Origin of the sequence: Listeria sp. Marseille-Q6474 (genome assembly GCF_946902005.1) — a bacterium.
GTDB lineage: Bacteria > Bacillota > Bacilli > Lactobacillales > Listeriaceae > Listeria > Listeria innocua.
The window spans coordinates 1,947,126-1,966,061 of sequence record NZ_CAMPPS010000001.1 but is presented as its reverse complement, the minus strand read 5'-3'; the positions used below and the strand labels follow the sequence as shown (position 1 = coordinate 1,966,061).

The window sequence follows — 18,936 nt, the reverse complement described above, 5'->3', positions numbered from 1 at the left end:
CTCTCTAAGCCGAAACAGCGATACTAGAAAGTCTCGCTGTTTCAAATGATTATTTTAATGTTTTCCCTGCTTCTTTCAAAAAAGTCATGCCGTAACGGAGCGCCCGGTTAATATCTGGGTCTTTCAGCGCCTTCATAATCGCTAACATACCCATGATTTCGTCGTTTTTTGCACTTTCTTCTGCTTTTTTCGCTGCATCCTTTAAATTTGAAATCATTTCCTCGGTCTGCTCTGGTTTTGTATCGGTTAGCAGTTTACTTGAAATCATCATATTATTTATCGCATTTGTCATTGGTTCTTTACGCCATTCATTTAAAAATGTTTTCGTAATATCCCCCCGTGCCTTAATCGCGCTATTTAAAGCTTCTAGCGCTCCAGACTCTTGCAATAATTTTACCGTTTCTACTATTTCGATAAAACCAGAATCTTGTTCAGCAATGTCAGCTTTCATTTGCGCTAAACGTTCTTGCTCCAGTTCTTCTGGTGTCTTTTTTGTATCACGAATCGTTGAAATTGGTTCCGCCATCAATGATTCCTCCCTTTCCCCCCACATCCGCAGTTTCCACCACAGGCGCAGTTCACTTTAGAAATCGGTTGATAATCTTCTCTTGACCACTTGCGCTCCACCTCAGCCCCATTTTGCGGGAATCTTTTACGGTTCCGCGGATTGTGATCTGGAAGTGGATTTTTCCCAGTTTTTTCAAGTACAGTTAGATTTACTTTGGTTTGTTTATATGCTGGTGTTTTTGTCCGAACGTCCCCAGCACTTGAAGTTAAAAGGTTTACCGCTGTTTCGCTACTCACTGAATGCATCGGTACATAGACTTCATTGCCTTTCATCCGCTCAGTAACAACCGCCCGAAGCTTGATGCGACCATACGGCGAACTTAAACGAACGAGCGAACCACTTTCAATATCGCGTTCTTTAGCTAATTCATGCGAAACCTCCACAAATACTTCCGGTAATTTATAATCCAAGCCTTTTGATTTATCCGTCAAATTACCCTCATGGAATTGTTCCAATAAACGGCCATTATTAAGCGTTAAATTAAATTCTTCCGGGAAAGTAATCGGCGCAATATATGGCAATGTCGAGAACTGTGCTTTGCCATCAGGGAAATTAAATCGTTCTTCATAAAGTAGCGGCATATCCTTCCCGTCCGCACTAACTGGCCACACAAGGCTATTAAATCCTTGCATCCGATCATAACGAACACCTGCAAAAAATGGTGCTAAACTTGCAATTTCGTCCATAATTTCACTCGGGTGGTCATAATTCCAATCTGTTCTTCCACATGCTCTTGCCACTTCTTGAATAATCCACCAATCTGGTTTAGAATCTCCAAGCGGCTCTAAAACTTCATAAAGTCGTTGTACACGGCGCTCTGTATTGGTAAATGTTCCTTCTTTTTCAAGTGATGGAGCAGCTGGGAAAACAACATCGGCAAATTGAGCCGTTTTTGATAGAAATACATCTTGAACAACAAAGAAATCAAGGCTCGAAAGGATTTCTTGCACGTGATTGGAGTTAGAGTCAACCCAAGCCATTTCCTCACCAATGACATACATAGAATGAAGTGTTCCTGCTTCAATCGCATCAAGCATCTCGTTATTTTTCAATCCTGGTTCTGGTGAAATTGACACCCCATAAGCTTCTTCAAAACGAGCGCGAACTTCATCATTTCCAAGTGGCTGAATTCCTGGTAAAACATTTGGTAATGAGCCCATATCACAAGCGCCTTGAACATTATTATGACCTCTAAGCGGATAAGCACCCGCCCCGTGTCTTCCAAAGTTTCCAGTTACAAGAAGCAAGTTAGCAATAGCTGATGATGTATGCGATCCCGCAATGTTTTGCGTAACTCCCATTCCCCAACAAACCGCTGTCCCATCTGCTTCATGAATCATTTCCGCCACTAATTTAAGTGTTTCAACCGGTAATCCCGTTTCTTTTTCCGCGTATTCCAGTGTAAATGGTTCTAAAAATGCTAGATAATCCGCCACATTGCTAATTCGATTTTCCATAAAGACCTGATCATGCCAATTTTGGTCAATAATATATTTAGCGACTGCTGTTAACCAAACAAAGTCAGTTCCTTGTTTTGGATGGATAAATAAATCTGAGCGCTCCGCCATTTCGTGTTTCCGCAAATCTGAAACAATCAGTTTTTGACCGCGTGTTTTTTGTGCTCGTTTAATTCTGCTGGCAAGTACCGGATGGCCATCTGCTGGAGATGCGCCAACAATAATCACGAGTCCCGCACTTTCAATATCTTCTACAGTCCCTGAATCTGCGCCAATACCAACTGTACGAGTAAGTCCATCCGAAGCAGGCGCCTGACAATAACGCGAACAATTATCAATATTATTCGTTTCAAAGACTTGGCGCGCTAGTTTTTGCATCAAATAATTTTCTTCGTTGGTCGTTTTCGAGGAGCTAATAAAACCAAGCGAATCATTTCCATATTTAGCTTGAATTTCGCGTAGTTTGGTTGCAACTAGGTGAATAGCATCTTCCCAACTCGCTGGCACAAATTCATTTCCTTCGCGAATCAGTGGGGTCGTAATGCGTTTTTCACTATTAACAAAATCCCAACCAAATTTCCCTTTCACACACGTAGCAAATTTGTTCACAGGACCTTCCCCAGTTGGCTCGACTTTCAATATTTTACGGTCTTTCGTCCATACTTCAAACGTACAACCAACCCCGCAAAATGTACAAACCGTTTTCGTTTTTTTCGTCCGCGTTTCCCGCATTGCCGCTTCCATTTCCGACACTGCAAAAACGGTTTGATAATTCGGCTCGACTTTTTTCACCATATCAATCATTGGTTCTAGCATGTCTTCATCAAGTCCGGTCATAAAGCCAGCTTGACCAAGCATTGATTTTTCCATTAAAGCGTTACATGGGCATACTGTCGCACAAAGTCCGCACGAAACACAAGATGATAAATTCGCTGGACGATCATCATCCCAAATAACCCTCGGCTGACTTCTTTCCCAATCAATCGAAAGCGTCTCATTCACTTGAACTTGTTGACAAGCCTCCACACAGCGCCCACAAAGAATACATTGATCCGGATCATAGCGATAAAATGGATGCGAAAAATCATTTAAGTAGCCCTTTTCCCGGTATGGGCGGTCTTGTTTCTCGACGCCAAGCAGTTCTGTTGTATTATGTACTTTGCAATTGCCATTATTATTATCACAAACCGTACAATACAGTAAATGATTTTCCAAAATCCGGTCCATTGCTTCTAACTGAGCATCTTTAGCTAGTTCTGAATTTGTTTTAATTTCCATCCCATCTGTAAGATTCGTGCTGCACGCCCGCATAAGCTCCCCGTCAACCTCACACATACACGTGTCACAAGATTGAATAGGACCGATTTGCTCACTATAACAAATATGCGGATGCTGTATTCCTTCTGCATTTAAATAGTCCAGTATTCGCGTTCCTTCCACCACATCCCGCGCCTCACCATTAATTCGCACTGATACTTTTGCGCCCATCACATTACCTCCTAAATAGAGAAAGCGTTTACAATTTTCGCTTATATTATAACAGTTCTTACTTAAAAATCACAGTAAAAAGACAGTTGATAATCGTTCTCAAATAGCACTACTATGCGATTTCCCTCACAAATCATGCTATATTCATTGACACTTATCCAACTTTTCTGTATTCTTTATAACAAAGCTATGATGAGAAAAGTACGACATCCGTTTTTTCAAAAAGAGAGTTCCCACTGCTGAAAAGGAACAAAAAACAATGTCCGAAAATGGCCTCTGAGCTTTGTCGCTGAAAATAAGTAAGCCACAACGGATTTGGCGTCCGTTATCAAACGCCCTAAGTATTTTACATAAATGCTTATTTGAGGTTTTCAGTGTAAGCTGAAAATAAATTAAGGTGGTACCGCGTGAAATTTTTCTCGCCCTTATTCCAAGAGTTTTTTGGACGAGGGCGAGTTTTTATTTTACCCTAAATTGCCCGAAATGGAGGAGTTTAAAATGACAAAACAGCTACTTGTTTTACAATCTGATTTTGGTATTAGTGATGGTGCAGTTAGTGCTATGTATGGTGTGATTAATAGTGTTAGTAGTGATTTACAAATATACGATTTAACGCATCAAATTCCTCAATTTAATATTTGGGAAGCTTCTTATCGTCTTTTACAAACTGTTCCCTACTGGCCTGAAGCTACGATTTTTGTATCTATTGTCGACCCAGGTGTTGGTTCGAAACGTCGTAGTGTAGTTGTTTTAACAGAGGATGGTCATTATATTATTACACCAGATAACGGAACTTTAACACATATTGCCCATTACGGAACGATTAAAGCGGTTCGTCTGATTGATGAAGAGAAAAATCGCCTTCCAAGGTCAGGTGCTTCTCATACATTCCACGGTAGAGATATTTTTGCCTATACTGCGGCGAGACTTGCTGCTGGTGTGATTAGTTTTGAAGATATTGGTCCTGAAGCCACACCTGAATCCATTGTTTCGTTAAGCCTAAGTGACTCTTATTTAGAAGATGAACAGGCTTATGGAACAATTGATATAATCGACCGCCCATTTGGCAACCTTTGGACAAATATTCGTCGGACTGATTTCCTGCAACTTGGCGCAAAATACGGCGATTCCATCGAAGTTCTGATCAAACACCACGACCGCGTAGTTTATAAAAATTTCGTTACCTATAGCCGCTCATTCGCAGACTTACGCATTGGAGAAGCACTCATCTATGTAAACTCACTTGATAATCTTGGGCTCGGCATCAATCAAGGTTCCTTCGTAGACGCATATTCGGTAGGAACAGGCACCAGCTGGAAAGTTTCTCTTAAAAAAATATAAAAAAACAGGGTCATTTATCCAAATTGGATGTTTGACCCTGTTTTGATATTATTTGGTATATTCTTTGACGATTGGCTCTTGTTTTTTATTTTTAAGGAATAAACTTAAGATCATCCCTAAAGCCGCAAAGATTGCTGCAACCATAAACGCCGCACGCATTCCGTCCAGACTAGCATCTTGCGCTTTTTGAGCAAAACCAGCTGGATCAGTCGCCATAAGCGCTTTACCAGGCATATTATCTTTCGTCACATTCGTCAGCACAGTGATCAGCACCGCAGTCCCAATCGAACCAGCAATTTGACGAATTGTATTATTTACCGCTGAACCATGGTTAATCAAGTGGTTAGGAAGTGCATTCATCCCCGCAGTCGAAACTGGCATCATCGCCATCGAAATCCCGAAGAATCTCACGGCATAAAACACAACAATATACCAAAGCGGCGTATCCATTGTTAAAAACATAAATGGTATCGTACCGATAGTCAAAATGGTAACCCCAGTAATCGTTAACCATTTCGCTCCAATTTTATCAAAAATAATCCCTGTAATTGGACTCATTATCCCCATAATAATCGCACCTGGAAGTAATAGTAATCCAGATTGAAGCGCAGACTCCCCGCGAATCGTTTGAATATAAAGTGGTAATACAATCTCCGCACCAATCATTGCCATCGTTACAATTGAACCAAGAATAACAGACAATGAAAATACTGGATATTTAAACACATGCAGTTCAAGCATTGGATTTTCAATAACAAGTTGGCGCCATACAAATAACGCAATAACAACGACACCAATGATTAATGTCGTAATAACAGTCGCATCTCCCCAACCATCATTACCAGCTGAACTAAATCCGTAAAGTAACGCCCCAAAACCAATTGAAGACATCACGATGGAAAGAAAATCAATTTTTGTATCAGTTAACTTCACTACTTTTTTCATTCCAAAAAAGGCTAAAATAATATCAATAACCGCAATTGGAATTAAAATAATAAATAATACTCTCCAATCATATGAATCCACAATCCAACCTGATAATGTTGGACCAATCGCTGGAGCAAACGCAATAACGAGTCCCATCAGCCCCATCGCTGCCCCACGTTTTTCACGAGGGAAAATCAGCAAGAATATCGTTTGAAGTAAAGGCATCATAATACCTGCACCAGCCGCTTGAACAATACGACCAGTAAGTAAAATCGGGAATGAACCCGCCACAGACGAAATAATTGTACCAATTGTAAATACAGTCATCGCCGTAATAAATAACGTTTTTGAACTAATTTTTTCAATTAAAAGTGCTGTAATCGGAATCATAATCCCATTTGTCAGCAAGAAAGCTGTTGTTAACCATTGCCCTGTTGCTGCTGTAATATGCAAATCATCCATAATCATTGGAAGCGCCGTTGCTAGTAACGTCTGATTTAAAATCGCTACAAATGCCCCAATAATCATTGTTACTACTAATAAACTTCTACTATAAGATTTCCCATTAACATCAACGGGCCGTTCTACTGCTATACTATTCAAAATTAATACCCCTTCCCATGTGGAAATTTCCAGATGAATAATAGAAGTATAATAAAAAAAGACCAACAAGTCAATAAAAAGTGACTAGTTAGTCTAAAATTTATAAAAGCCCGTTCACGCACGCTTCTAATTTATTCACTTCTTTGGTTAAAGTCGCCGGTACGTGCTGTTTAAGATATAAAAGTGTGCCTTGAACCATGAAATCTCTCGGCGCTTCATTATTATTAATCTCGCCAACAAGTGCATTCATCGATTCTTTATACTGCCACTTATCCGAATCAGCAATATCCGCATTCTCAATTCCTACATTAAGCTCCTCAAGCGCTTCTCGTAACTTAGCAAGACGCTTCTTGCGGATCATCGTTTGATCTGGCACCAAGTTCTCTGTATCAGCCTCAGTAAAAATAATTTCTCCGCTTTCCAATATATCTTTAACAAGCGCATCTAGCCTTCTCACAACATACGGAATGGCTCTTTCAATTAAACCAGAGTCAACATTTTTACTACCGCTCGCAAAGACATACATCGCCGCCATCCCACTCAAGAGCATCGTAATATCGTTAATATAAGGCTCCGTTTCCTTTCCATAAACCTCTAAAAGCTGATTTTTAACCCATTCCATATTCTTAAGTCGAACATTCTGCAAGAACGCATTAAAGTCATCATCAATCATCGTCTGCGAAAAAGTAATATTCAATATCTCCCCATTTTCCGTATAAAAATGAATAATAATTTTCAAGCATTCCGTAAAATTATCTTTCTTCGTCCCATCTAGCGCCATCGTATATTCCAAACGCTGATGCAATACAGAATACTCCTGCTTAAAGATGACAATGGCCAGCTCCTCTTTCGAAGTAAAATAATTATAGAAAGTCCCCTTAGAAATCCCAGCCGCATCCACCATATCTTGTACAGAAGTCTTCAAGTACCCTTGCTTTTGAAACACCTCTTTAGCTGACTTAATAATCCGCTGCTTCTTCTCCTTCAAAAAAACACCCCATCCGTCCTTGTATTTATACCCCTAGTATAATCTATTTATACGACCTATTCAAGATATGTAATAAAGCCTCCATAAAAATAGACCCCAGTTTTATTCCCAGGGTCATAAGATACTTATTTTTTTAGTTATAATCACTTAGAACTTCCTTATATATATCCTTATACGTATCTTTCATATCTATCGCTTCTTCCTTGTTTTCCTCATTTTCAAGGAACAGCTCACTTTCACTCAACTCAGCAACAGGATATTTACTTAACATAGCATTTGTAAGTACATAATTATCTCCAGATGTACTTTTCCTTATAAATAGCGTATATTCTTCGTCTTCTTTCATATTTTTATACCCATCAATCGTTAAATCGTATTCTTGTCCATCGATTTTAACATTTTCAACACTATCTTCTAATACTTTAATCGTTTTATTTTCTTTTAAAGTCTTCGTTTCATCTTTTTCTATATTATTTATAACTACTTCACTCATAGTATAAAATTCTGTGGGTACATTACTATTTTTTGATTCTTTTGTAATAGATTTTTTTTCAGAGCGTTTCGTTACAGTGACAATAATAGGGGAACTTTCTTCTAGTTCTTCAATATTTTCTGCAAGATCCAGATACTTTCCATTATAAGAAACTATACTACTTTTTTGTTCCACTTTTTCGATTTCTTTTCCTACTATTTGTTTTTCATTTATATTTTTATCATTAGTACAACCCATCAATCCAACTATAATCAATAATCCTATGATAACTATAATGCTTTTCTTCATTTTTCAATCCTCCTTTTTATTTATATATTGCTTTAATACCGTTTAAATCATCCCTTTGTGGTTTTATTTTCTTTGTAAAACCAACATCTAGCATGATTGCATTCTTCGTTTTCACATGTCCTAAACCAAGGCCATGGCCAAATTCGTGAGCTATAGTTTCAGTCTTATCACCTACAGATAAAGATCTAAAAGCTTTAAAAGTAGTTATTTCATTTTTGGCTACTAACTTAGACCCTTTATATGCCCAAGTTTCGCAGACAGCAATAGTTGCCCCTCTGTCCTGAGTTGAACTACTAATTATAAAGTGAGGTTTTGCATCTTGTCCCTTACTTACCGTATTTAAATATGGAGAAGCATTCCAAGATTTTGCTCCATTAATAATTATATTTTTATAACCCATCGCCGACCCATTAATATAAAATTTAAAATTTTTAGCATTTGATTTACTTAAAGAATAACCTAATTTAGTATAGGCATTTGCATTCGTTGGCATTAGAATCGTTGTCAATAGTACAATAAAAAGCAAAATTATTACCGCAGTTTTTTTTCTCATGATGTTATCTCCTTTTTAAAATTTTCTTACACATATATAAGGTATCATAATAATGCGATGTATGACCGAAAACGAAAGAAAAGGGCTGTTTCTTGTAACGGACTACTAAAAAATAAAGAAAATTTTGTTTTATTTCCACACAAATTGACTTTTATAATTGTTTCATTGTTAAAATCCTACACATATTAGCTTGTTATTCATATTTTATACAACCAACCTTTTACTTATGTCGAAAAATACATATTTTCCTCAATATAATAATAATAAATCCAAGAAAATTGGATACTTATTTAATTAATTAACATTTTCTATAAAAACACATTGAATAATAATGCATATGTATACTTCTGATAAGGAGTTTATTATTTTTAGACAAATAAAAAAAGCCTCGCATACTAGCGAAACATTCTAAGTACAAGCATATTATATTAAGCCACTTGTCGGATTTGAACCGACGACCCCTTCCTTACCATGGAAGTGCTCTACCAACTGAGCTAAAGCGGCAGCAAAGCCTTTCAAATAAAAAAATGGCTCCACAGGCAGGACTCGAACCTGCGACCGATCGGTTAACAGCCGATTGCTCTACCAACTGAGCTACTGTGGAATAATAAATTGCCCGGCAGCGACCTACTCTCGCAGGGGGAAGCCCCCAACTACCATTGGCGCAGAGAAGCTTAACTACCGTGTTCGGGATGGGAACGGGTGTGACCTTCTCGCCATAACTACCAGACAATATGAAGTTGTTGAAAGATTGCTCTCTCAAAACTAGAGAAGAAAGGGTTCAGTTAGGTAACTTCGTTTCATTTTTTGGTTAAGTCCTCGATCGATTAGTATTTGTCCGCTCCATGTATCGCTACACTTCCACTCCAAACCTATCTACCTGATCATCTTTCAGGGATCTTACTTTCCGAAGAAATGGGAAATCTCATCTTGAGGGGGGCTTCACGCTTAGATGCTTTCAGCGTTTATCCCTGCCACACATAGCTACCCAGCGATGCTCCTGGCGGAACAACTGGTACACCAGCGGTGTGTCCATCCCGGTCCTCTCGTACTAAGGACAGCTCCTCTCAAATTTCCTGCGCCCGCGACGGATAGGGACCGAACTGTCTCACGACGTTCTGAACCCAGCTCGCGTGCCGCTTTAATGGGCGAACAGCCCAACCCTTGGGACCGACTACAGCCCCAGGATGCGACGAGCCGACATCGAGGTGCCAAACCTCCCCGTCGATGTGGACTCTTGGGGGAGATAAGCCTGTTATCCCCGGGGTAGCTTTTATCCGTTGAGCGATGGCCCTTCCATGCGGAACCACCGGATCACTAAGCCCGACTTTCGTCCCTGCTCGACTTGTCAGTCTCGCAGTCAAGCTCCCTTGTGCCTTTACACTCTGCGAATGATTTCCATCCATTCTGAGGGAACCTTTGGGCGCCTCCGTTACTCTTTAGGAGGCGACCGCCCCAGTCAAACTGCCCACCTGACACTGTCTCCCCACGCGCTTAGCGTGGCGGGTTAGAATGGTCATACAGCCAGGGTAGTATCCCACCATTGCCTCCTCGTATGCTAGCGCACACGTCTCTTCGGCTCCTACCTATCCTGTACAAGCGGTACAAACATTCCATATCAGGTTGCAGTAAAGCTCCACGGGGTCTTTCCGTCCTGTCGCGGGTAACCTGCATCTTCACAGGTACTATAATTTCACCGAGTCTCTCGTTGAGACAGTGCCCAGATCGTTGCGCCTTTCGTGCGGGTCGGAACTTACCCGACAAGGAATTTCGCTACCTTAGGACCGTTATAGTTACGGCCGCCGTTTACTGGGGCTTCAATTCGTACCTTCGCCGAAGCTAAGCACTCCTCTTAACCTTCCAGCACCGGGCAGGCGTCAGCCCCTATACGTCACCTTACGGTTTTGCAGAGACCTGTGTTTTTGCTAAACAGTCGCCTGGGCCTATTCACTGCGGCTCTCTCGGGCTTGCACCCTAATAGAGCACCCCTTCTCCCGAAGTTACGGGGTCATTTTGCCGAGTTCCTTAACGAGAGTTCTCTCGCTCACCTTAGGATTCTCTCCTCATCTACCTGTGTCGGTTTGCGGTACGGGCAGTACTACTCTTCCTAGAGGCTTTTCTTGACAGCGTGAAATCAGGAACTTCCGTACTTAATTTCCTTCCCCATCACAGCTCATGCTTCGCAAGAAGCGGATTTGCCTACTTCTCACACTCACTGCTTGGACGCACATTTCCATTCGTGCGATTCCCTATCCTTCTGTGTCACCCCATCGGTTAAACAATTAGCACTGGTACAGGAATCTCTACCTGTTGTCCATCGCCTACGCCTATCGGCCTCGGCTTAGGTCCCGACTAACCCTGAGCGGACGAGCCTTCCTCAGGAAACCTTAGATATTCGGTGGAAGGGATTCTCACCCTTCTTTCGCTACTCATACCGGCATTCTCACTTCTAAGCGCTCCACCAGTCCTTCCGGTCTGACTTCACCGCCCTTAGAACGCTCTCCTACCACGAACCTCCGAAGAGGTTCATCCACAGTTTCGGTAATATGTTTAGCCCCGGTACATTTTCGGCGCGGGGTCACTCGACCAGTGAGCTATTACGCACTCTTTCAATGGTGGCTGCTTCTAAGCCAACATCCTGGTTGTCTAAGCAACCCCACATCCTTTTCCACTTAACATATATTTGGGGACCTTAACTGGTGGTCTGGGCTGTTTCCCTTTCGACTACGGATCTTATCACTCGCAGTCTGACTCCCGAGTATAAGTACATGGCATTCGGAGTTTATCTGAATTCGGTAACCCGAGAAGGGCCCCTAGTCCAAACAGTGCTCTACCTCCATGACTCTTTACCTCGAGGCTAGCCCTAAAGCTATTTCGGAGAGAACCAGCTATCTCCAAGTTCGATTGGAATTTCTCCGCTACCCACACCTCATCCCCGCACTTTTCAACGTGCGTGGGTTCGGACCTCCAGTAAGTATTACCTTACCTTCATCCTGGACATGGGTAGATCACCTGGTTTCGGGTCTACGACCTGTTACTTATGCGCCCTATTCAGACTCGCTTTCGCTACGGCTCCGCTTTTTCCGCTTAACCTTGCAACAAATCGTAACTCGCCGGTTCATTCTACAAAAGGCACGCTATCACCCATTAACGGGCTCTAACTACTTGTAGGCACACGGTTTCAGGAACTGTTTCACTCCCCTTCCGGGGTGCTTTTCACCTTTCCCTCACGGTACTGGTTCACTATCGGTCACTAGGGAGTATTTAGCCTTGGGAGATGGTCCTCCCGGATTCCGACGGAATTTCACGTGTTCCGCCGTACTCAGGATCCACTCTGGAGGGAAAGCCATTTCAACTACCGGGCTGTTACCGTCTTTGGCGGGCCTTTCCAGACCGCTTCATTTATAACTTTCTTTTGTAACTCCGTATAGAGTGTCCTACAACCCCAAGAAGCAAGCTTCTTGGTTTGGGCTCTTTCCGTTTCGCTCGCCGCTACTCAGGAAATCGATTTTTCTTTCTCTTCCTCCAGGTACTTAGATGTTTCAGTTCCCTGGGTCTGCCTTCCTCACGCTATGTATTCACGTAAGGATACTATCCGACTAAAGATAGTGGGTTCCCCCATTCGGAAATCTCTGGATCAACGCTTACGTACAGCTCCCCAAAGCATATCGGTGTTAGTCCCGTCCTTCTTCGGCTCCTAGTGCCAAGGCATCCACCGTGCGCCCTTTCTAACTTAACCAATTTACTTCTACGAAGTAAAGGTTGTTTTTCTGATGTTCCGTATCAGCGATGATACTTCCTATCAGATGAAAGATTCACTTTCAGATGATTCTCGGTTACTTGTGTCATAAATAATAAATTATCTATGCTAACTTTACTAACTTTCTTATCTAGTTTTCAAAGAACAATTTTGGTGGAGCCTAGCGGGATCGAACCGCTGACCTCCTGCGTGCAAAGCAGGCGCTCTCCCAGCTGAGCTAAGGCCCCTAAAAGGAATTAAATTGAATGTTTTCTTCGTGTCAGAAAGAAAAAGTGGGCCTAAATGGACTCGAACCATCGACCTCACGCTTATCAGGCGTGCGCTCTAACCAGCTGAGCTATAGGCCCGTCAAAAATGTAGTGGCGCTATGCTCCATGCATGTTGCCTTGCGTACTTTATCTGACATACAAGAGAGTGACCTCTCAAAACTGAACAAATAGAGAAGAACGAAAACTCACAGGTTTCCTTTTCCTTAGAAAGGAGGTGATCCAGCCGCACCTTCCGATACGGCTACCTTGTTACGACTTCACCCCAATTATCTGTCCCACCTTCGGCGGCTGGCTCCATAAAGGTTACCCTACCGACTTCGGGTGTTACAAACTCTCGTGGTGTGACGGGCGGTGTGTACAAGGCCCGGGAACGTATTCACCGTGGCATGCTGATCCACGATTACTAGCGATTCCGGCTTCATGTAGGCGAGTTGCAGCCTACAATCCGAACTGAGAATGGTTTTATGGGATTGGCTCCACCTCGCGGCTTCGCGACCCTTTGTACCATCCATTGTAGCACGTGTGTAGCCCAGGTCATAAGGGGCATGATGATTTGACGTCATCCCCACCTTCCTCCGGCTTGCACCGGCAGTCACTTTAGAGTGCCCAACTAAATGCTGGCAACTAAAATCAAGGGTTGCGCTCGTTGCGGGACTTAACCCAACATCTCACGACACGAGCTGACGACAACCATGCACCACCTGTCACTTTGTCCCCGAAGGGAAAGCTCTGTCTCCAGAGTGGTCAAAGGATGTCAAGACCTGGTAAGGTTCTTCGCGTTGCTTCGAATTAAACCACATGCTCCACCGCTTGTGCGGGCCCCCGTCAATTCCTTTGAGTTTCAACCTTGCGGTCGTACTCCCCAGGCGGAGTGCTTAATGCGTTAGCTGCAGCACTAAGGGGCGGAAACCCCCTAACACTTAGCACTCATCGTTTACGGCGTGGACTACCAGGGTATCTAATCCTGTTTGCTCCCCACGCTTTCGCGCCTCAGCGTCAGTTACAGACCAGAGAGTCGCCTTCGCCACTGGTGTTCCTCCACATATCTACGCATTTCACCGCTACACGTGGAATTCCACTCTCCTCTTCTGCACTCCAGTCTTCCAGTTTCCAATGACCCTCCCCGGTTAAGCCGGGGGCTTTCACATCAGACTTAAAAGACCGCCTGCGCGCGCTTTACGCCCAATAAATCCGGACAACGCTTGCCACCTACGTATTACCGCGGCTGCTGGCACGTAGTTAGCCGTGGCTTTCTGGTTAGATACCGTCAAGGGACAAGCAGTTACTCTTATCCTTGTTCTTCTCTAACAACAGTACTTTACGATCCGAAAACCTTCTTCATACACGCGGCGTTGCTCCGTCAGACTTTCGTCCATTGCGGAAGATTCCCTACTGCTGCCTCCCGTAGGAGTCTGGGCCGTGTCTCAGTCCCAGTGTGGCCGATCACCCTCTCAGGTCGGCTATGCATCGTTGCCTTGGTAGGCCATTACCCTACCAACTAGCTAATGCACCGCGGGCCCATCTGTAAGCGATAGCCGAAACCATCTTTCAAGAGCGTGGCATGCGCCACACTCTATCATTCGGTATTAGCCCCGGTTTCCCGGAGTTATCCCCAACTTACAGGCAGGTTGCCCACGTGTTACTCACCCGTCCGCCACTAACTTTGGAAGAGCAAGCTCTTCCTCCGTTCGTTCGACTTGCATGTATTAGGCACGCCGCCAGCGTTCGTCCTGAGCCAGGATCAAACTCTCTTTAAAATATAAATTGAATTTGAATACTTATTCAACACCGTGAATAAGATTCCTTGCGTCAAATTGACTTCGCTAGCAATTAAATTACTAGTTTGTTTTTGTTGAAAACAGCTTTCTGTTTTCTGCCCTGCGATTACCAGTGAGACTTTACGTCTCATTGCTTTTCGTCTTCTTTTTTGTTCAGTTTTCAAAGGTCAGTTTCTTTTGCTGCTAAAGCGTTTGTCCGTATCAGCAACGTTTATAAATATACCAAGATTTTTGCCTTTCGTCAATACTTTTTACAAAGTTTTTATAATAAATATGGAATTATTTTCTCTGCTAGAGTTTTATAGGCTTTTCCCGCTTCACTAGACTCGCTATAGATAGCTGATGTATAGCCATTTCCATTGAAATCTGGTTGTTCGATTGGTAATTGAATTAAAAGTTGTGTTTCTAGGTCAGCAGCAACTTTTTCTCCGCCACCTTGTCCAAATATTTTTAAGGTTTGTTCATCTTCAAGTTTTAGATAAGACATATTTTCAATTACGCCAATAATGTTATGGTTGTTTTTCGAAGCCATATATCCCGCACGTGATGCAACTGATGCCGCTGCGAAATGTGGTGTTGTAACGATAATTTCATTGCATTTTGGAATTAAGGTGTGAATATCTAGAGCGACATCTCCAGTTCCAGGTGGCAAGTCAATTAACAAGTAATCTAATTTTCCCCATCTCACTTCTTCTAAAAACATCTTTATCATTTTTCCTAGCATCGGACCACGCCAAATAACTGGTTCGCCAGACTCTACAAAGAAATCCATCGAGATCATTTGGATACCGTTTGTTTCTACAGGGATAATTTGTCCATTTTCTTTACGTGGGGATTCTGTTGTTCCAAGTAATACTGGGATACTGAAACCATATATATCCGCATCAAGTAAGCCTACTTTTTTACCCTGTTGAGCTAAGGCTATCGCTAGGTTTGCTGCGACAGTCGATTTCCCAACGCCTCCCTTGCCACTTGCTATTGCTAAAAATTTAGTTTGGCTAGTTTCTGAAAGGATGTTATCTCTCGCTTGAAAAATACGGTCAATTACTGCAGCCGGCAAGTATTCAAGTTCAATATTGATTTCATTTACACCGAATTGTGTTAAAAGTTCTTCTATATTATGAACAAAATGATCTGTTTCTATCGCTGGATCCGCTAAGGCAATTTTGATATTTGCGCTTTCTCCAAGGACTTGCACTTCTAAAATACCTTCTGTTTCTTCCAAACTAGCTTCCAAAACAGGATCTTGCAGTCGATATAATAATCTAGTAATTTGTTGTTCGTTTAACATAGTTACAAACCTCCATAAATGAATGCGCTGACATACTGAATATTATAGCATGGCTCCTTCTTTTTTTCACATATTCAATATTTATGTACTTCACTCTATAAATAATTTCACAAATTTTACACATTTTGGCAATTGACGTTAAAGCTATATATACCAGTCACTTCAGCATTTTGTCTTTGTTTCGTCATCGAACTGTAATAGAACTATTTCTTTATTTATTGCTAAAATAAGCGCAGTTATAGTAAAAAGGAGTGCGTTCGATTTTGGAGAGAAAGTTTATAAAACCAGGGATTATCTTGCTCATTGTGGCATTTTTAGTAGTTTCTTTAAATGTTGGAGCAGAAACGGGAAATTCAAGAGTTGCTCAAAATTCATTAACTTCTTCGCAACAAGCATTTATCGATGAGATTTTACCTGCTGCAGAAGACGGTTACCGAGATGGCAAGCTTTTGACTAGTGTAACTCTTGCCCAAGCTATTTTAGAATCTAACTGGGGTAAAAGTGGTTTAAGCAAGAATTCTAATAACTTATTTGGTATTAAAGGTCAGTATGAAGGTAAATCTGTTTCTATGGGGACGATGGAAGCATCTGGGGCAACTACGGCTGATTTCCGCGTTTATCCTAGCTGGAAAGAATCAATTGAAGACCATACAAACTTAATTACGCAAAATGCACGCTATCAAGGTGCTGTAGGCGAAACTGATTATCGTAAAGCCTTACAAGCGATAAAAGATGGCGGTTATGCTACTGCGCCCGATTATGTTTCTAAATTAGTTGCTATTATTGAACGTTACAATCTGGATCAATACGATGTTGTTTATGATAAAATTGAATACCAAAATAAAATCACTGCTATAGGTACAGTCAATGCAAATAAAGAACAAGAAACGATTTGGTCTGCACCATTTAATACTACTAATTCTGAGGAAGTCGGAACATTAGCGAACTATACAAATCGCAATTTAGAAATTTCTTGGGAAGCGAAAACAGAAAAAGGTTTGTGGTATTTTTTACGTGAAAACAATAAAGACATTGGTTGGGTAAATAGCTCGGCGCTTACTTTGAGTTATCATCAAAATAACGACGAAAATGTTGATACAACAAAATATGTAGATGACTTAAATGCTCATATTTATCGCTTACCTAATCCGGAACAGCAGTTTGACAATGGTACAATTGCAAAATATGACCGAAAAGCACTTCACGCTGATAAGAAAATAACACGTGATGGTTATGCATGGTTCCGTCTTTCCGAAAGTAGTAAAGTAATCGGCTGGGTTCGCTCAGACAAATTGAACGACCGCTTATATGATCGTATCACGGAACAAAATAGCTTTGATGGCTACGCAACTGTAAGTAAGGCGGCAACAGATAATGTCTGGAGCGCCCCTTTCAATACAAAAAATGCGGAGAAACTTGCCCCGCTTAGTGACTATGACACTCAAAAACTAGAATTAGTTACACGAGCTAAAGTCGGAAACACGCTATGGTACGAATTTAAAATAGATGGCGAAGTAGTTGGTTGGGTTAGTGAAAAAGATGTAAATATCATTTATACTCCTGAATCCGAAAAACCAACAACCCAAGTCTCCTATTTAAAAAATCCCGCAGCAATGCTTTACAACAAACCAGTCGAAGCAGCGAGTGCTGAAACAAAAGCAGTCGGTTTCTATTATGGTAAACTGCTAATAGTGGATAAAGAAGCGACGATTCAAGACGAACAGTGGGTGCATATTAAAGAAAATAATAACTCCCTCGGTTGGATTAAAGCAACAGATATTCAAAGTTAATAACAAAGAGACCCAGATAAATGCTCGGGTCTCTTTTCTTGTATTAAATATTTATTTTGCGACTCGCCATCCATTTAACCATTTCTGGATCTGCATGAGAGAAAAATTGACTTTCGCCTTGATTAAGGGTCGCAATCGCACTCTTATCTTCTTCGGACAGTTCAAAATCAAATACAGCTAAATTTTGCGCCATTCGTTCAGGTTTTACAGACTTAGCTAAAACAATAATATCCTGTTCTATTAACCAACGTAAAATCACTTGTGCTACTGATTTTCCGTATTTTTCGGCAATTTTAGTCAAAATCGGATTGGTGAAAATATCATTTTTCCCTTCCGCAAACGGCGCCCATGCTTCAACAGCCACGCCTTCTTTTCGTAAAGCTTCAATATTCTTTGATTGTTGTTGGAAAGGGTTGATTTCGATTTGATTAACTTGAGGTGTTATATCATTGAACGCCGCTAAATCAACTACCCGATCTACACCAAAATTCGATACACCAATAGCTTTAATTTTACCTTGAGCTTGTAATTCTTCCATCGCCATCCAAGCGCCGTACACATCATTATATGGTTGGTGAATTAGTAATAAGTCAATATAGTCTAGCCCAAGACGTTTTAATGAGCGATCAAACGAACTCATGACTCCTTTATAACTAACATTTTCCACCCAAATCTTTGTTGTGATAAATAACTCTTTGCGATCCACACCAGATGCGGCTATCCCGCGTCCTACCGCTTCTTCATTCATATAACTTTGCGCAGTATCAATATGACGATACCCAGCAGCAATCGCCTCTTTTACTGCTTGTTCCGCTTCACCAGCATCGGTAATTTGGTACGTTCCAAAACCAAGAATAGGTACTTCTACACCATTATTTAATTTCACTGTTTTCATTTAAAAATCCTCCTCTTATCTTTAAAATTTGTCCCGTTCCCATAATTTTTCTACATTATCTGCAGTTAGTTCCCCTGTTTTAAACTGGGCAATGTGACTATCGTACGTATCGATTTTGTATACAAGTAAATCTCTAACTTGTTTCATCTCAGCTAGTTTTTCGTCTAATTCTTTTAGTTGGTCAATTAAAACTTGTTTTTGAGCAGCTTCGACATTCTCTGTTTCTCTTAGTTGGGCAAGTGTCGCAAACTCAATTAAAGATTCTACCGACAACCCCGCATTCCGCAAACTCTTCACAAGATAAACCCAGTTCAAGTCACTTGTCTTATAGTCCCGATAGCCACTTTCATTACGATGGACAGGCGGAATAACCCCAACTCGCTCATAGTAACGCAATGTATCGACCGTAAGCCCAAACATCTCGGCCGCTTGTTTGATATTCATCAT

At 41.5% G+C, this 18,936-nt stretch carries 11 protein-coding genes, 4 tRNA genes, 3 rRNA genes and 1 other annotated feature; of the genes, 2 read left to right on the top strand and 16 right to left on the bottom strand.

Translation table 11 applies throughout. The features are described 5' to 3' along the window. Nucleotides 1-49 precede the first annotated feature (49 nt). Together OC533_RS09845 and fdhF are read right to left on the bottom strand one after the other, a co-directional pair. Nucleotides 50-526, bottom strand: coding sequence for a DUF1641 domain-containing protein (locus OC533_RS09845; RefSeq protein ID WP_185541105.1), 477 nt, complete (start codon nucleotides 524-526; stop codon nucleotides 50-52). Then, the gene (gene fdhF, locus OC533_RS09840) at nucleotides 526-3,513 is read right to left on the bottom strand and encodes a formate dehydrogenase subunit alpha (protein WP_185551136.1); all 2,988 of its coding nucleotides are present in this window, start codon (nucleotides 3,511-3,513) and stop codon (nucleotides 526-528) included. The genes OC533_RS09845 and fdhF overlap by 1 nt, the downstream gene beginning before the upstream one ends. A 180-nt stretch (nucleotides 3,514-3,693) precedes the next feature. Next, nucleotides 3,694-3,943 (top strand) — a binding site (T-box leader). A 68-nt stretch (nucleotides 3,944-4,011) separates the two neighbouring features. Between fdhF and OC533_RS09835 the strand changes: the two genes are divergently transcribed. After that, on the top strand, nucleotides 4,012-4,854 hold the full coding sequence (locus OC533_RS09835; RefSeq protein WP_003768432.1) for an S-adenosyl-l-methionine hydroxide adenosyltransferase family protein: 843 nt from the start codon (nucleotides 4,012-4,014) through the stop codon (nucleotides 4,852-4,854). Between the two features lie 48 nt (nucleotides 4,855-4,902). Here the strand turns inward: OC533_RS09835 and mdrT are convergent, their stop codons facing one another. The 12 genes from mdrT to OC533_RS09775 form a co-directional block, all read right to left on the bottom strand. After that, nucleotides 4,903-6,384 carry a cholic acid efflux MFS transporter MdrT gene (mdrT, locus tag OC533_RS09830; protein ID WP_194324097.1) on the bottom strand — a complete coding sequence of 494 codons (1,482 nt, stop codon included), beginning with the start codon at nucleotides 6,382-6,384 and terminating at the stop codon, nucleotides 4,903-4,905. A gap of 100 nt (nucleotides 6,385-6,484) precedes the next feature. Then, nucleotides 6,485-7,372, bottom strand: coding sequence for a bile-regulated transcriptional regulator BrtA (brtA, locus tag OC533_RS09825; RefSeq protein ID WP_003769200.1), 888 nt, complete (start codon nucleotides 7,370-7,372; stop codon nucleotides 6,485-6,487). A 133-nt stretch (nucleotides 7,373-7,505) separates the two neighbouring features. After that, nucleotides 7,506-8,153, bottom strand: a complete 648-nt coding sequence (locus OC533_RS09820; protein ID WP_070752257.1) for a hypothetical protein — start codon at nucleotides 8,151-8,153, stop codon at nucleotides 7,506-7,508. Nucleotides 8,154-8,169: 16 nt separating this feature from the next. Further along, a complete protein-coding gene (locus OC533_RS09815; RefSeq protein ID WP_194324099.1) occupies nucleotides 8,170-8,706 on the bottom strand; it encodes a matrixin family metalloprotease in 537 nt (178 codons plus the stop codon). A gap of 431 nt (nucleotides 8,707-9,137) precedes the next feature. Next, a tRNA-Thr gene (locus OC533_RS09810) sits at nucleotides 9,138-9,210 on the bottom strand. Between the two features lie 24 nt (nucleotides 9,211-9,234). Continuing rightward, nucleotides 9,235-9,310, bottom strand: a tRNA-Asn gene (locus tag OC533_RS09805). Nucleotides 9,311-9,320: 10 nt separating this feature from the next. Beyond that, nucleotides 9,321-9,436 (bottom strand): 5S ribosomal RNA (gene rrf / locus OC533_RS09800). 77 nt (nucleotides 9,437-9,513) lie between these two features. Next, nucleotides 9,514-12,445, bottom strand: a 23S ribosomal RNA gene (locus tag OC533_RS09795). Between the two features lie 172 nt (nucleotides 12,446-12,617). Continuing rightward, nucleotides 12,618-12,693, bottom strand: a tRNA-Ala gene (locus OC533_RS09790). A gap of 46 nt (nucleotides 12,694-12,739) precedes the next feature. Beyond that, nucleotides 12,740-12,813: transfer RNA gene (locus OC533_RS09785), tRNA-Ile, on the bottom strand. 129 nt (nucleotides 12,814-12,942) lie between these two features. Then, a 16S ribosomal RNA gene (locus OC533_RS09780) occupies nucleotides 12,943-14,492 on the bottom strand. Together the 16S, 23S and 5S rRNA genes with 4 tRNA genes alongside form the textbook arrangement of a ribosomal RNA operon. A 283-nt stretch (nucleotides 14,493-14,775) precedes the next feature. Further along, on the bottom strand, nucleotides 14,776-15,804 hold the full coding sequence (locus OC533_RS09775) for an Mrp/NBP35 family ATP-binding protein (RefSeq protein WP_194323996.1): 1,029 nt from the start codon (nucleotides 15,802-15,804) through the stop codon (nucleotides 14,776-14,778). A gap of 263 nt (nucleotides 15,805-16,067) precedes the next feature. Here OC533_RS09775 and OC533_RS09770 point away from each other — a divergent pair, with 263 nt between their 5' ends. Then, entirely contained in the window at nucleotides 16,068-17,594 is a 1,527-nt protein-coding gene (locus tag OC533_RS09770) for a GW domain-containing glycosaminoglycan-binding protein (RefSeq protein WP_194323994.1), read from the top strand. Nucleotides 17,595-17,637: 43 nt separating this feature from the next. Here the strand turns inward: OC533_RS09770 and OC533_RS09765 are convergent, their stop codons facing one another. Continuing rightward, nucleotides 17,638-18,489 (bottom strand): aldo/keto reductase, encoded by an 852-nt coding sequence (locus OC533_RS09765; protein WP_045552820.1) that lies wholly within the window; start codon nucleotides 18,487-18,489, stop codon nucleotides 17,638-17,640. 21 nt (nucleotides 18,490-18,510) lie between these two features. After that, nucleotides 18,511-18,933: a MerR family transcriptional regulator gene (locus OC533_RS09760; protein ID WP_010991366.1), complete on the bottom strand. Its 423-nt coding sequence runs from the start codon at nucleotides 18,931-18,933 to the stop codon at nucleotides 18,511-18,513. Between the last annotated feature and the right edge of the window lie 3 nt (nucleotides 18,934-18,936).